General features: G+C 39.1%; 12 protein-coding genes. 5 read left to right on the forward strand and 7 right to left on the reverse strand.

The window, feature by feature from the left end; all coding sequences use genetic code 11:
* Positions 1-402: 402 nt before the first annotated feature.
* Positions 403-3585 carry a T9SS type A sorting domain-containing protein gene (locus tag M2132_RS11215; RefSeq protein ID WP_280673612.1) on the reverse strand — a complete coding sequence of 1061 codons (3183 nt, stop codon included), beginning with the start codon at positions 3583-3585 and terminating at the stop codon, positions 403-405.
* Positions 3586-4002: 417 nt separating this feature from the next.
* Here M2132_RS11215 and M2132_RS11220 point away from each other — a divergent pair, with 417 nt between their 5' ends.
* Positions 4003-5580, forward strand: a complete 1578-nt coding sequence (locus tag M2132_RS11220) for a LuxR C-terminal-related transcriptional regulator (RefSeq protein WP_280673610.1) — start codon at positions 4003-4005, stop codon at positions 5578-5580.
* A gap of 74 nt (positions 5581-5654) precedes the next feature.
* Positions 5655-6032, forward strand: coding sequence for a VOC family protein (locus tag M2132_RS11225; protein WP_280673608.1), 378 nt, complete (start codon positions 5655-5657; stop codon positions 6030-6032).
* A gap of 25 nt (positions 6033-6057) precedes the next feature.
* Here M2132_RS11225 and M2132_RS11230 read toward each other — a convergent pair whose 3' ends face one another.
* The 3 genes from M2132_RS11230 to M2132_RS11240 all read right to left on the reverse strand — a co-directional run bounded on the left by M2132_RS11230 (position 6058) and on the right by M2132_RS11240 (position 9657).
* Positions 6058-7854: a YgcG family protein gene (locus M2132_RS11230; RefSeq protein ID WP_280673606.1), complete on the reverse strand. Its 1797-nt coding sequence runs from the start codon at positions 7852-7854 to the stop codon at positions 6058-6060.
* 82 nt (positions 7855-7936) lie between these two features.
* On the reverse strand, positions 7937-9235 hold the full coding sequence (locus M2132_RS11235; protein ID WP_280673603.1) for a mechanosensitive ion channel family protein: 1299 nt from the start codon (positions 9233-9235) through the stop codon (positions 7937-7939).
* A gap of 152 nt (positions 9236-9387) precedes the next feature.
* On the reverse strand, positions 9388-9657 hold the full coding sequence (locus M2132_RS11240) for a hypothetical protein (RefSeq protein WP_280673601.1): 270 nt from the start codon (positions 9655-9657) through the stop codon (positions 9388-9390).
* Between the two features lie 275 nt (positions 9658-9932).
* Between M2132_RS11240 and M2132_RS11245 the strand changes: the two genes are divergently transcribed.
* Both M2132_RS11245 and M2132_RS11250 read left to right on the forward strand, forming a co-directional pair.
* Positions 9933-10700, forward strand: coding sequence for an META domain-containing protein (locus M2132_RS11245; RefSeq protein ID WP_280673599.1), 768 nt, complete (start codon positions 9933-9935; stop codon positions 10698-10700).
* 323 nt (positions 10701-11023) lie between these two features.
* Positions 11024-11266 carry a hypothetical protein gene (locus M2132_RS11250; protein WP_280673597.1) on the forward strand — a complete coding sequence of 81 codons (243 nt, stop codon included), beginning with the start codon at positions 11024-11026 and terminating at the stop codon, positions 11264-11266.
* 112 nt (positions 11267-11378) lie between these two features.
* On the opposite strand, the gene kdsB is transcribed toward M2132_RS11250, so the two are convergent.
* A complete protein-coding gene (gene kdsB / locus M2132_RS11255; protein ID WP_280673595.1) occupies positions 11379-12131 on the reverse strand; it encodes a 3-deoxy-manno-octulosonate cytidylyltransferase in 753 nt (250 codons plus the stop codon).
* Between the two features lie 4 nt (positions 12132-12135).
* The gene (locus M2132_RS11260; RefSeq protein ID WP_280673593.1) at positions 12136-12975 is read right to left on the reverse strand and encodes a TerC family protein; all 840 of its coding nucleotides are present in this window, start codon (positions 12973-12975) and stop codon (positions 12136-12138) included.
* A gap of 192 nt (positions 12976-13167) precedes the next feature.
* Here M2132_RS11260 and zupT point away from each other — a divergent pair, with 192 nt between their 5' ends.
* Positions 13168-13965 (forward strand): zinc transporter ZupT, encoded by a 798-nt coding sequence (zupT, locus tag M2132_RS11265; RefSeq protein WP_280673592.1) that lies wholly within the window; start codon positions 13168-13170, stop codon positions 13963-13965.
* A 29-nt stretch (positions 13966-13994) separates the two neighbouring features.
* Here the strand turns inward: zupT and M2132_RS11270 are convergent, their stop codons facing one another.
* Positions 13995-14438, reverse strand: coding sequence for a YopX family protein (locus tag M2132_RS11270; RefSeq protein ID WP_280673590.1), 444 nt, complete (start codon positions 14436-14438; stop codon positions 13995-13997).
* Positions 14439-14563 lie beyond the last annotated feature (125 nt).

The following is a 14563-nucleotide window of genomic DNA, read 5'->3' on the forward strand; positions in this document are numbered from 1 at the left end:
CATTAGCAAACCTTTGTTTAGAGAAATAAAGGTTTGCTTCTTTTTTATACCCCCAAAAAAAAGAGACCATCTCATCATTGTGAGACAGCCTCTTTTCTTTTTTTATCTATACAAATGGAATTACTTTACAATAATACCGACTCCATTTCTAACACAGCTGCAAAAGTTTTTTTAGCGCAAAAAGTTATTCCCGGGAGTCATTCTTACAGCATGTTTTTCTTCAAAGCATTGCCATACATCATCTCTATTACGACACTATAACAAGAGAGGGATAAACGACAATATTGTATCAGCCCAAACCCCGATATATAGAATACCGGACAAGCAAAATTATAGCCTAAAAAACAGAGGCTGCCCCATAAGGGAACAGCCTCCACACTGTAAAAAGAAAATGAAAAACCTTTATTGTTTTACTACTTTTATAGTTTTGCCGTCAACCTTCAGGAAGTAAACCCCATTTGGAAGACTTGTAAAATCAATAACCGTTTCTGTTTCGTTTATATTGCTTACCATATATACTTGCTTACCTGCAGTGTCGAACAACTGAACAGTATTTATATTTTCGTTATTGCTGATAGTAACCTTACCTGTTGTTGGATTAGGAGATACACTTATTTGCAATACTTCAATATCGTTTATACCGCTACCGTTGTCTTTCTCAAACTTAGCTACAATAGTATGGGCAAGATTTACGCCTTGGAATGTATAAGCTTTGCTTGTTACTGCCTCTGGAATATTTACTCCGTCAACCAAAACTTCCGATAGTATATAGCCTTCGTTTGCGGCAAAACTGAACGCTTTGTCTGTTCCATATGCAACAGGTACGCTACCTGCTGGGTCGATATTACCTTCACCTTCGGCAGATGCTTCGATCATAAAGTTACCTGCGTATTTTTCGTCAGAAGCAGCCGATATATATGTTGTTAAAGAATATCCCTTCACTGTATAACATGCCGGAATGTTTTCCATTAAATAGCTTTGAGCAAAGATAAGGTCTTCGTTAACCTTCACTCCATCGCGATACACATCATATCCGTATACGTTGAAATCTCTATAAGTAATAGCTTTTCCTTGAGCTGTAACATCACCTATTATACACCAGTTGTTTACTGTTCCTTCGTCAGTCATGCTTTTCCATGTCTGTCCGCCGTCTACAGAGAACAAGTCACCTTTACCTGTAACCGGATTACGAGTAGCATCACAACCTATCGTTTCTTCCAAAGCATCGCTACTAACTACTTCTATACCAAATTTCAGGTTTTGAGTTACAGCATTTAACTCTATTGGCGAAGCCAACACAAATGTATTCCAGCTTCTTGGCACAAAACTATCAATTGTCTGACTGCTAACTCTTTCTCCATCAACAAAAACAGCCAATCGTATTTCTGTAGGTCCTTCCAATATTTCGGCTTTTTGGTTTATGTATGCGCTGATTGATGTCATATACAATCCATCATACATTTCAAGATCTTTTTTGTCGAAACTATTTACGGCAATAAGCGTTTCATCGTCACCTCTACCAACCGCATACTTGCTGTTCGATTTTGCATATGTCAGAGCATAAACTTCCATATTGGGGTTTTGCCATGCCAACTCCAGTTTTTCGTCGTTGTTAGTGCTGGCCAATAAGTTCTTAGGAACAGCAGCTCCTTCGGGCAATGAAGTTGAGATACTTACATTATCAAAAAGAATTCTTTTGGCATCCGTTGTAAAGTTTTCCCCTTCTACTCTGAAACGGAATTTAAACATTTTATTTGCCGCATACGATGAAAGATCAAGAACTTGAGTTGCCCACTCCTTAAATGCAGTCGTTTCAGTAGTGTTTACTGTTTGCCATTCTGTTCCATCAAATACGTCAACATGTACAACATCGTAAGAAAAATTCTCTATACCCGGATTATAATAATCCGCTTTATAGATATACGATAAATACACATTTGCTTTATCTGTTGCATCTAAAAGTTTTGAGATAGCCGATGCGTCATAAACTCCGGAGTTGTATATTGTATAAAAAGAAAGGGCCGAGTAACCGTCTATATTTCCTGTACCACCAATACCCTCAAGCGAGTTAACAGCGAAAGAAACATGATTTTCACGTTCGGAAGTGATCTCTGTTGTCCAGTAATTAGTTTTTATGCTACGTGATTCAAAATCATCAACAAACGGAATATCATAGTTATCTACTACGGCAACATTAATTTTTCTGGAAACCCGCGATGTTTTCTCGCCATATAGAGCCTGTACGGTATAATCGTGATATCCGGCAGGTGCGCCTTCGTCTGTATATGATGTTTTTTCTGCCGTAATAGTGGCAATAGATTCTTCATTTCTGAAAACATTATATCCTGTCAATTCTTCGTCACTTTTAGACAACGCATCCCACGAAATAGTTACATCATTACGATCGGCAACAACTGCCGTCAGGTTTTCGGGATAAGGCAATATATCCAAAGCACCGTCTAATTTTATAATAAAAGGCTGAGTTGCAATATTAGTTGTCTTTGCATAACCGCTTATCATCATTCCATCGGCCGAAATCGCAACAAGCTCATTATTACCCCTTACACCGTCGTTAAAGTTACGTGAAAAAGCCAATGGTATTGTCAAATCACTCAAATATAAAGAAATGAAATCTTTAAGCTCCATGAATCCCATATCGAACGACCAAATGAAGCTACGTCTGACACTTGATGATGTTAAATAGCAACCTACCACTGTTCCATCGTTGCTTACACCATTTCCAAGTGTTTCAGGATAGTCTAAACCGGCACCCAAATCTATAAACTCGTCACGTTCAATATCATAAAGTGTAGTCTGTCCCTCAGAGCGTGCCAATGCATATCTTCCGTTTGCACTCACATCAAAGAAGGCTCCTACAATATCTCCGTTTTCTCTTTTGGGTAATATACATTCATCTTTCGATTTCCAGATAACACCCCATGAACCTGATCCGAAGTTGGCCCAACCCACAGCTACTTTTCCATCATTCGACATATCTCTTATAACCGATCCCTGAGTAATACCCTCGGGTTGCGCCCAAGTTTCAGCTACCCAATTTTCGCCGGTTTTGGTCCACACACATGGATACAAGGTATTGTTTTCATTTACACGTTTATATGTATAGCCACCAATATGTTTTCCATCAGGCGTAATAGTGAAAGTACCTACACCCATTCCGGAGGTAACAGTACCATCAAAAAGCCCTACACCAAAGCTTGTCCATTCGCCATCCTTCCATACACCACCGGTATTAATGGGATAGTCGCTAATTTCACCATTCCATTCTAACGGAACCATGATGTTCTCGTCAGGAAACGAGCCTACCATTGTCCCATCATTAGCTACCTTATATCCTGTATAAGGCCCGGTTATGAAATAGTCACTGAGACTTTGTATCTGACCCTCTCCAATATTCCAAAACATGGCTGTTTTTTTAGAAGATTGTCCTGTTCCATATTTCCCATTTTCGGAAACATCTCTTAAGTTCTGGATCGTTGTTGAGTTGTTGATAAACTCAGCCTGTGCCCAGATACTGCTTATTGAGGCAAACGCCGCAAAGAAAAGTAGTAGTGCTTTTTTTTTCATTTGTTAGAATTTTTAAGAATTTTACTTTGGTTTCGAAAATTCACTCAAGGTTGATATGTTGCAAATCTATGCCATACACCACAAAAAACAATAAAAATAGTATAGAAAAAATATAGATATCATAACAAAAGTATGTTTACACAATCATTTGTAGTATATTTGTGTGACGAACATCAATTATTTGATATTTATATATTTACACTACCCATGAAAGTATATTTTTTAAGAATTCCATTAATATTTCTTTGTTTTTTATCCGGATTTCAAAATATTGAGGCAAAAAACACTAAAAAGAAAGATATAGCCTTATACGATTCTATATATACAGAGTTTCACAGACTCTATTTTAATTATAGCGACTTTATTTTTGATGAGGGCCATAAACAAATAATCCGCGATTTGTATGAACTTGATTTAATGAAAAACGACCCTGTATACCATGCCCGTGTTCAATATCTTGAAGCCTTGATACTTCTGAATAGTGGAGGAAACCCCGATGTAAAAAAAGTGGATGTCCTCATAGACCAAGCAAGAAACGTCTTATCGAAAGACGAATACCCAGCCGAATACGCAAAAACGCTTTTGCTAAAAAGTATATTATACGTCAATGCGACGATACGTTATGCCGAGGCATACAAATATCTGAACGAAACAATAGAATTGTTTGACGATGACGATGACGCTCCCTTTATCGCTCTAGCCTACAATCACATAGGTGCTCTATGGGCACATCTGGGGGAACTGGAAAATGCAATTGCCAATATAAAAAAGGCTGAAAATATTTTCACCGAAGCCGGATACAACACAACGGCCTCTTTCGTCAGATCTAACTCGTACGGAATACAATTGATGATAGGTAATCCGGAAAAAATAATACCTCTCGTAAAAAAAGATCTCTTTAATGCCGAAAGCAGAAAAGACACAACCTCTGCCATTTTTCTGAATATAGTTTTGGGCAATAGCCTCGTTTATGTTAAGGAATTCGATAGCGCAAATATATATTTAAACAAGGCATACAATCTGATAAGCACATACAGCGCCCCTTCGGTAGTACGGCAGAGTGATGTTTTATACTATTTAGGAAAATTATTCTATCTAAAAAAAGACTACGACAATGCCATCTTATATATTGAAAAAGCAATGCCATATATAAAAAAGTTAGGTTTGATTACCTTCGAAAGCAATATGAATTCCATGCTCTCCGATATCTATAAGCAAAAAGGCGATGACGCCTTGGCGTATAAATATCTGAAACAGTCGGTCGCACTGAAAGACTCGTTGGCTTTGACCAATAAGATGAAAGAAGTACAACGCATAAAAAGTCATACCGAACTAAAAAACTATCAACAACAAATTCAGATTACCGAACAGCAAGCAAAAATCAAGAAAACCCAATGGCTGCTAATAAGTGCCGTGCTTACAGTTATACTCCTTATTATCGTGTTCTCCCTTCTCCACATAAATAAAGAAAGAAAACTAAAGGAACTGAAAATCATTCAACTCGACCAAGAGCTAAAAAATAAAGAAATCAATAACCGTCTGGAAAAAATGGAGATGGAAAGACAGATGGAAGAAAAAGAACGCGAAATAGCGACCTCTCAATTATTGGTATCCGAAAAGAGTAAAATGCTGGAGCAATTGCTCGAAACCCTGAAACCGCTATACAAATCGAAAGATATTTCGGACAAAGTGTGGCGGAAAATAAAAACATTTACTTCCTCAAACCTTAATAAGGAAAGCGGATGGGAAAAATCTAAATTCCACTTCGAAAAAGTGCATCCCGATTTTTTCAAGAATTTGAAAGATCAATTTCCCCAACTAACCGAAAACGAACTTCGTTTATGCGCATATATCCGCATAGGAATGAGAACGAAAGATATTGCCGAAATGCTGTCGATAGACCCCAGAAGCGTGATAACAAACCGCTATCATCTGAAAAAGAAAATGAACCTCGGAAAAGAACAAACCATAGACGATTTTATCCGGAATATCTGAAAAACTTCGTCTCCCTCAAAAACAGATCAGAACATTAATTTGTTAGTATAACATAATCAAAAACAACAGTCATCATGAGTATAAAAGCTAAATTCGATCATTTCAACATAAACGTAACCAATCTTGAAAAAAGCATAGAGTTTTACGATAAAGCATTGGGGTTGAAAGAGTCGCACAGAAAAGAAGCCCCTGACGGTTCTTTCATTCTGGTATATCTTACAGACGGAATATCGCCGTTCTTATTAGAACTGACATGGCTGCGCGACCATACAGAAGCTTATCAGTTGGGCGAAAACGAAAGCCATTTGTGCTTTCGCCTCGAAGGAGACTATGCTCAAAACAGAGCTTACCATAAAGATATGGGATGCGTTTGTTTCGAGAACCACTCCATGGGTCTATATTTTATAAACGACCCCGATAATTATTGGATAGAAATTCTTCCGGTGGAATAGTTACTTAATACATCTTTTTTCAGTTTCACCAACTACTACGGGCTCCACCACCGCTCGACGAACCACCTCCACGAGAAGAACCGCCACCTCTGCTCGAAGAAGACGAGCTGCGTTTACTACTCGTTGATGATGACGAGGACGAACTCTCACTACTATCAAACAACGAAGATGATGAGGAAGATGAGGATGGTGAACTCTCTCCGCTACCTGACGAATATGAGGAGGAAGAGGATGAGGGCGAGGAAGAGAATGAGGAAGATGAGGGAAAGATATCTAACCAGCTACTACGGGCACCGCCTCCACGAGAAGAGCCTCCACCCACAAGATCAGTGGCCTTCGAAGAAGAATTAGACGAAGAAGGCGAAGACTGTGACGAAGAATAGTTATCGGTATTACTTTTCCTTGTTCCGTATTGAGATAATTTATTCCCTAAATAAACCCCTGTTGTTGCTCCTATTGCTCCTCCAAAGAATGCTTTCCAAAATCCGCCGCCATTCGATACATTATCCGTCGGAGAACCATTGTTCGCATAGCCATTGTTGTATTGAGGAGGTACAGCATGAGGAAGATTTCGCCTATACTGACTGCTATAACTGCTGCCTGAATAATTACTTTTATTACTTGAATAATTTATAGATTTAATATCAATCAACTCATCTTTAGTTTGTGTAAAATCACAATGCTGGCAACGGTAGGTCACTTCCTTCACCCCTGTCGTGGATGAAGTTGGAGCTTCCCTTATCCTCTCCTCTGTTTTTCCCATCGTGTATGCCTGGCATTGGGGGCATTTCTTAAACGCATTGTTGTTTCGGAAAGGCACTTTAGATATATACTTACAAGTGGGACAAAACAATATAAAGAAAGTTGTGGAGCCAGACCGCATCTCGGCAAGTTCTATTCGGCTAAGATGAGCCGAAACTTCTCCCTCCTCTCTAATATCTTTTATCCGGGTAGATCTACATTTAGGACACTTAGGTATACGCAAATAGTATGTATAAAGCCCTTGGAATATGAAAATCACCAATATCCCCGGCAGATTGCAACAAAGGATCAGATATATAAGATATAAAACCTTACTCGTTTTCTTTATTGATGCTATTTTTTTTTCGGCCCCACCTTTTCCGGCACCCGCCACAAACAAAAAGATAAGCCCTATCACGGTTGGAAAAAGCCAAGCCCAACCTAAAAGCTCTTTGTTTTCCTGATAATATGTAGCTATGTCCTTGCCTTCACTCTCTGCTTTTTCTGCTTTTTCTGCTTTTTCTGCTTCTTCAATTTTGTTTTCAGAAGTATCCTTGTTGGCAGACACAGAACTTGTGTTCATGTAGTTTATAACTCCCTCAAGTCCACTGAGTAGTCCTCGTCCATATGCACCTTCTTTGAACCAACTTATCATCCATTCCTGTTGAATTTCGTAACAAGTCCTATCGGAAAGGTATTTTTCCATACCTGTTCCTGTTTCAAAAACAACTTCTCGATTATTTTCGACCAAAAGAATAAGCAATCCATTATCCAATTCTTCTTTACCTATTTTCCAAAGGTTAAATAATTTGTTTGCAAAAACTTTCGAATCGGTTTTTCCTATCGATTTAACGGCTACGACAACAATCTCACGCGAGGTCATTCTCTCGTAAGCGTCTATCATATCGTTCATCGTCTTCACATCCTGTGCATCAATAATTTTGTCGGGATTGCTTACCCATTGCCGCCCCTCCATCTTATAAACATTGGGCACATTTTTGATGGTGTAGTTTTTTGCATGGGCAAAGGTTACCAACAAAGTCAGTAGCAGAAAGACAAAAAAGTATTTCGTGTTTTTCATTATAATTCAAAAAAAATTACGGAGCAAAGGTAATCCTTAGGGAATAAAAAATATTATGTTACAGATACTTTTCTTTCACAAATCACTGTTTCAGATTCACTGTCAAGCTATCCGTGCTTGACACTGTTTCTAAGATTGTTAAATTGAATGGACGAACAGCCGTTATCAGGTGATTGAATATTTCGGCCATTATGGCTTCATAATCGCCCCACACGGTTGTGTTTGTGAATGTATAAATTTCGATAGGCAAGCCATCGGCCGCAGGTGGCATCTGTCTGACAAGCAAAGTCATATCGTTCCTTATATCCGGATTATGCTTCAAGTACCAAGTGATGTAAGTCATAAATAAATCGCAATTGGTTATGCCAAACCCCTTGAGGATGGAACCGGAGTCTATATGAAGTTTTTTGTTTAAGGCATCGTATTTTGCTCGTTTTTTCTTTATAAATTCTGCCAAAGGAGTGAATTTTTCGAACTCGTCCAACTCTTCATCGCTCAGATGGCGTATATCAGATTGTTTTATCGTTATAGACCGTTTTATCCGGCGGCCGCCACTTTCTTGCATTCCCCGCCAATTCTGAAAAGAATCGGATATAAGGGCATACGTTGGTATGGTTGTTATGGTTTTGTCAAAATTCCGCACTTTTACGCTCGATAGGTTAATTTCTTCCACATCGCCATCCGCGCCATATTTGTTCATAGTTATCCAGTCGCCCACCTGCACGGTGTTGTTCGACGATATTTGTATGCTCGCCACAAAGCCTTTAATAGTATCCTGAAACATCAACAACACTACAGCCGATGCCGCCCCCATGGCCGCAAAAAAACCGGTGGCAGAGTGCCCTGTCAATATAGAATAAATAGCTACTGCGCCAAATATATAGAACACAATCTGTATTACCTGCAAGTAACTTTTCATGGGCTTATGCCGGAAAGCGGTTTTTTCTTCCAACATATTGGCCAGAGAGTGAACCAAAGCCATTATTGTCCAGATAATCATAAAAACGATGTAGATATCCGCTATTTTGATACACGGCCCGATAAGCTGTTTATAGTCAACAAATATGGTGGGTATAGCGTTTATCACAAATGTGTAAGGGACAACCAAGGCCAAATAATGAGGTAAGCGGTTTTTTATGGCATACTTAAATATATTTAGCTTAGTTATTTTATGCAAGCGTTTAAATATAAATGTAACACCCCAATTCACAACCTTTTGGAGTAGATATACAACGAGTGCGGCAAGAGCTAAAACAATGAGCAGATTCACAACACTAATATAATCCTCCGGCACACCTACCGTCTTCAAGAACTGTTCGGTATATTTCGTTATAAAATTTGCAGATGTAGTAAATTCCGCATCAATTACTTGAGGTTCCATAAATATTACTTTTTTGATTAAGTATAACCGTAAAGTTAAAAGAAATATACTATAAAAACAAGGAAGGCATCTTCATTTCCAGACACCTTCCTTATGCTTTATCTTTTAGTAATACAGAACAAAGTTCTGATTACAAGCAAATTTCATTCGTATTATTTTTTGGTCGATTTGTTGGTTTGCTTTTTATCGCAGCAAGCTTTCTTTTCGCTTTTAGGACATGTTTCTTTTTTAGGGCAATTTTTGTCACAACATGCTTTTTTATCGCAAGCTTTCTTGTCTTTATCGCAACAAGGCTTTTTATTTCCCTTAGGACATTCGGTTTTTGTTTTTGTATCGTTAGCTTGTTTTGTATCTTGAGCCATTACTGTATTTGAGGCCATGAAAGCCAAGACTAACAATGAAGAAAAAAATAATTTTTTCATAAGTGATTTAAATTAAATAATACTTTTACATTTACTGAAAAACAAAGATATCTGTTTTTTTTACCTGACATAAGCTTTATTGTTAATATATACAATAAAACATTAAAAACGATAATTTGGAAGCAACCATAGGCCATTCTGTCAGTCAATGTATGTAGGTTGTAGAAAAAATAATCTGTATTTTTGCCCGACTTTAAATCTTTTGAACATAAAAGACGAGGAGTTGTTTATATACAAAGAGATTAGATCAGAAAAACCAAAAAAAAATTATAAACATGAAAACATTAAAACAAATAATGCTGTTATCAGCTTTAATGTTGTTAACGGGATTAACTATGCAAAGTTGTAAATCGTCGGGCAATACTGTAAAATCGGACAATGATATATCCGGAACATGGGTACTAACCAATTTTAAAGGGCAGGTAGCTTCCGAATACTTTACGGATAAAGTTCCATATCTGAAATTCGACACAGCCGAAAAAAGACTATCCGGAAACGGGGGGTGCAACACTATTGGCGGGCCTTTTACTTTCGAGAAAGGGGTGCTTAAAGCAGGCAATTTAATATCAACTATGATGATGTGTCCCGGACAAAATAAAGAGTCTGAATTTACAGCCATACTATCAAAGCCGCTTACGGTTGCTATTGCAAACAACGAAATGACTCTTTCGGACAACGGTACGGTTATTGCTACCTTCGCCCGTTCTATCGACCAAGGTTTGTTGCAAAACAAATGGACATTAGAATCTTTAGGCAGCCAGGATATAAAGAAGTTGTTTCCGTCAGGAAGAATGCCTTATGTTGAGTTTTTCCCAAACAGAATGTCGGGAAATGCAGGTTGTAACACTTTCAGCGGCGATTTCGGTATTTCAGGATATACGCTAAGCATGGGCCCCATCATGGCAACAAGAAGAGGTTGCGCCGACCTTGCAGGCGAAAGCAAATTTATGGAAGCCGTAGGAGGCGTAAGTACTCTGTCGGTAACAGAGAATACACTTACATTCTTGAAAGATGGAAAAGTTGTAGCAAAATTTGTACGGTAAGTACAGATTCTTGTTTTGTAATAAAATATGTGACAAGCAGTAGGTTTCTTTAAACCTACTGCTCTTTTTTATGTATATTTGTGGTAGTCTGAAGGTATCAAATTGACTATCAGTAGTTTTTGAAGACTCTCGCATGAAACGGGCAGTAGATAAGTAAGTATAAAGTGCTTAGATACACTTAGTTTTTCATGCTTTCAAATAACTCTGTTATCTATTTGCAAATATAAGTTTTATATTTTAATTTGCAAAGGATTGAAATAGTTCTTCCAGCTATAAATAAACACAAAGAGACTGTCTCACAATGATGAGATGGCCTCTCACGGATGGCTTCAACGAAGAATCCGTATGTATATTTGGAAGTGTTGGAAGAAGGTAAAGACTATATAACAAATCTTCAAAGATGTGGTATCAGTAAATACTGGGCATGGCAATGGTCGAATACTCGGAAAGGCTATTGGCGTATAGTGGGTAGCTGGACTCTAAGCCGTTCCATAACAAACTCCAATCTTGCCAAAGCGGGATACCCATCAATTGTAGCAATATACAGCCGAATGCATCGTAATTAAGGAACCGCCACGTGCCGAACGGCATGCGTGGTGGTGTGAGAGGTCGGAAAATGAAATAGGAGGAAACTAGTTCATTTTCCTCCTACTCGATTTTATTTATCGGCATGAGGTTCTACTTCAGCGCTAACAGCTTTAATGCATTTTCCATGTCTTCGGGCGTATCTATCCCGATGGTTTCTTGCGTGGTGTAGCCAACCTTTATTTTGTATCCGTTTTCTATCCAGCGAAGCTGTTCGAGCGATTCGGCAAGTTCAAGGCTCGAAGGTGGCAGTTGTGTTATCTCCTCTAAAACGTTTGCCCTGTATGCGTACATACCAATATGTTTAAAAAAAGTATGCTTGCCGAGCCATTCCGTATGGTGGGCATCGCGGATATAAGGCACTATGGAGCGACTGAAGTAAATGGCTTCGTCGGTTTTGTTTATCACCACTTTGGGTGAGTTCGGGTTGAAGAGGGCATCAAAACCATCTTCTTCGGTAAAAGGCTTTACGAGCGTTGCCAACTGAACGTTGGGCGACGAAAAGCAGCCTATCAGTGTTTCTATCTGTTCGGGCTGAATGAAAGGTTCATCGCCTTGTATGTTTACGATAACATCAAAATCTTTTTTATTTATCAGCCGGAAAGCCTCCCGACAACGGTCGGTTCCGCTACGGTGGTGCGTGGATGTCATTACGGCATTTCCGCCAAAAGCATGTACGGCATCGGCAATACGCTCATCGTCGGTAGCTACCCATACTTCGTTGAGAGCCTTTTTTACCTGTTCGTAAACCCGTTGTATCATGGGTTTGCCAGCCATATCGGCCAACGGTTTTCCCGGGAAACGTGACGAGCCGTAACGGGCAGGAATTATCCCTATAAATTTCATCTTTTTATTGTTCTTTCGTTTTGTTGATATCAATCAGCTCTGTGTCCTTTAGTTTAACGGGCTCCGATTTTTTCCGCAACTTCATATTCAGGAATTCCACCAGCAAAGAGAATGCTATGGCAAAGTAAATATATCCCTTAGGAATTTCGCCAACTTCCGTACCCAATATTGTGAGATGCGACAAGTGCGCGGCTTCAACCAAGAGCATCACTCCGATAAGTATCAGAAACGACAATCCCAACATCTGTATGGTAGGGTGGTTGTTCACAAAATTGCTGACAGGACCCGAAAAGAGCAGCATAACCAAAACCGCAACAACGATGGCCGTAACCATTATTGCCATAGCTCCTGCGTAGCCAAATTCGTTGAAGCTTACCAGCCCGACGGCTGTAAGCACACTATCGAGCGAGAAAACAATGTCGAGAGCAACTATCTGCACAATGACCGACGCCATCTTGCTTTTGGCTTTTCCGGTGTGGGTTTCGCTCTCGCCTTCAAGTTTATGATGTATTTCGGATACGCTTTTGTAGAGAAGGAACAAACCTCCCACAAAAATGATGATGCTTTGTCCCGATATGCCGCCGTCAATCCAAACGGTATCGAAAATAAAAATAGGCTCCGAAAGTTTCATCAGCAACGATATGCAAAACAGGAGGGCTATACGGCACAGCATTGCCAGTATCAACCCTATTTTGCGGGCTTTGGGCTGCTCGTGGGCAGGGAGGCGCGACGAAACGATGGAAAGAAAAACTATGTTATCTATTCCCAAAACAACTTCCAAAAAAATAAGCGTCAACAAGGCTATCCAAGCCGAAGGCATTAAAAAGACTTCCAAAAATTCCATATATCAAAGTTCACATAAAATATTTCGACTACAAAAATAAAACAGTTTTAGGTATTTATGTTTTAAAAGTGTACTAAAACTTTTATTTATTGTTGCTCCCGAATAAAACTTTGTTGAGCGAAGGATGTTATATCTTATAAATGTTTTCGATATCTTTGTCTTAATGTGTTAATTATTAGTGAATAGCTTTATATGGACGAGAAACATATACTTTTTGCCTTTATATTGACTTGTATTGCCGGCCTGTCGACAGGTATAGGCAGTCTTATATCGTTGATAGCCAAACAGACTAACACTAAGTTTTTGTGTGCGTCGCTGGGATTTTCGGCAGGGGTGATGATATATGTTTCTTTCATGGAAATGATGCCGCAGTCGCTAACTGAGCTGACATCTGTTTTTGGCGAAAAACAAGGCACATTGTATATGATTCTGGCATTTTTCGGCGGGATGGGACTAATAAACCTCATAGACTTTGCTATTCCCGAAACAGCCATCAATCCCCACGAAATAATAGGAGTGGAGGACGTAGACAAAAAAATTTCCTTGAAGCGCACAGGTGTATTTGTGGCTTTGTCGATAGCCATTCACAATTTTCCCGAAGGTATCGCTACCTTCACCTCGGCATTGGGATCGCTCGATGTGGCTATTCCCATAACCGTAGCAATAGCCATTCATAACATTCCGGAAGGTATTGCCGTGGCTGTGCCTATTTACCATTCAACGGGGAGCAAAAAGAAAGCTTTCTGGTATTCGTTCCTATCGGGGCTGGCCGAGCCTGTGGGTGCGCTGATAGCTTATCTGTTCCTGTTGCAATTCTGGACTCCGGTCATGAATGGAGTGGTGCTGGCCGCGGTTGCGGGTATTATGATATTTATTTCGATTGACGAACTTCTGCCCAGTGCCGAAAAATATGGGAAACACCATATTTCTATCATGGGGCTTGTGGCAGGAATGCTGCTGATGGCTTTAAGTTTGTTCCTGTTTATATAGGAGGGGTAAGCCTGGTCTTTGTTTCATGGTTATTTTTCATAATTGGTTAATAGTTTCGGATCGTCGTGGATGTTTCCGATAATATTTACTTTCAGTCTATCAATATTGCCTCTGTTTAGTCTTGTAGTGAAAGCTCCATATTTATCACCTTTGTTGGATATTCCATAATATTCACCAAAGTCATCATACTTAGCGACATACTTTGCGCTTCTATTCTCGGAGATAAAAATGTCATCTTCGTATAATTCCCGTGAGTTGTCTACATACATTGAGGTATTGGGGATAACGCAGATTAATTGCCCGACGGTTTCGGGAATAACATCCCATCCGTCTAAACTATCACATCCTTTTGGGTATATAGGAGTTACAGGAAGAATATACATACGTCCATGTTTGTTTCCTACTCCATGTATTAAATCTCCATATACCCATTTACTATCATATGTTTTTCCTCTGAACTTAATCGTTCTCATGTCTTACTCTCCTTTCAATAATGCTATGATATCATTAGTGTCCACTAAAAACTTGCGATAGTTCTTTGAAATATTTGAAATTTAGTTAGTTATAAAGGTTTTTCGAGTCAACGGACTTGAACTTG

This window comes from Dysgonomonas sp. PH5-45 (genome assembly GCF_029893235.1).
Lineage (GTDB): Bacteria > Bacteroidota > Bacteroidia > Bacteroidales > Dysgonomonadaceae > UBA1309.

Coding starts and splice junctions, on each gene's coding strand:
- M2132_RS11215 (WP_280673612.1), bottom strand. CDS start 3,585: ATGAAAAAAAAAGCACTACTACTTTTCTTTGCGGCGTTTGCCTCAATA.
- M2132_RS11220 (WP_280673610.1), top strand. CDS start 4,003: ATGAAAAACGACCCTGTATACCATGCCCGTGTTCAATATCTTGAAGCC.
- M2132_RS11225 (WP_280673608.1), top strand. CDS start 5,655: ATGAGTATAAAAGCTAAATTCGATCATTTCAACATAAACGTAACCAAT.
- M2132_RS11230 (WP_280673606.1), bottom strand. CDS start 7,854: ATGAAAAACACGAAATACTTTTTTGTCTTTCTGCTACTGACTTTGTTG.
- M2132_RS11235 (WP_280673603.1), bottom strand. CDS start 9,235: ATGGAACCTCAAGTAATTGATGCGGAATTTACTACATCTGCAAATTTT.
- M2132_RS11240 (WP_280673601.1), bottom strand. CDS start 9,657: ATGAAAAAATTATTTTTTTCTTCATTGTTAGTCTTGGCTTTCATGGCC.
- M2132_RS11245 (WP_280673599.1), top strand. CDS start 9,933: ATGAAAACATTAAAACAAATAATGCTGTTATCAGCTTTAATGTTGTTA.
- M2132_RS11250 (WP_280673597.1), top strand. CDS start 11,024: ATGGCTTCAACGAAGAATCCGTATGTATATTTGGAAGTGTTGGAAGAA.
- kdsB (WP_280673595.1), bottom strand. CDS start 12,131: ATGAAATTTATAGGGATAATTCCTGCCCGTTACGGCTCGTCACGTTTC.
- M2132_RS11260 (WP_280673593.1), bottom strand. CDS start 12,975: ATGGAATTTTTGGAAGTCTTTTTAATGCCTTCGGCTTGGATAGCCTTG.
- zupT (WP_280673592.1), top strand. CDS start 13,168: ATGGACGAGAAACATATACTTTTTGCCTTTATATTGACTTGTATTGCC.
- M2132_RS11270 (WP_280673590.1), bottom strand. CDS start 14,438: ATGAGAACGATTAAGTTCAGAGGAAAAACATATGATAGTAAATGGGTA.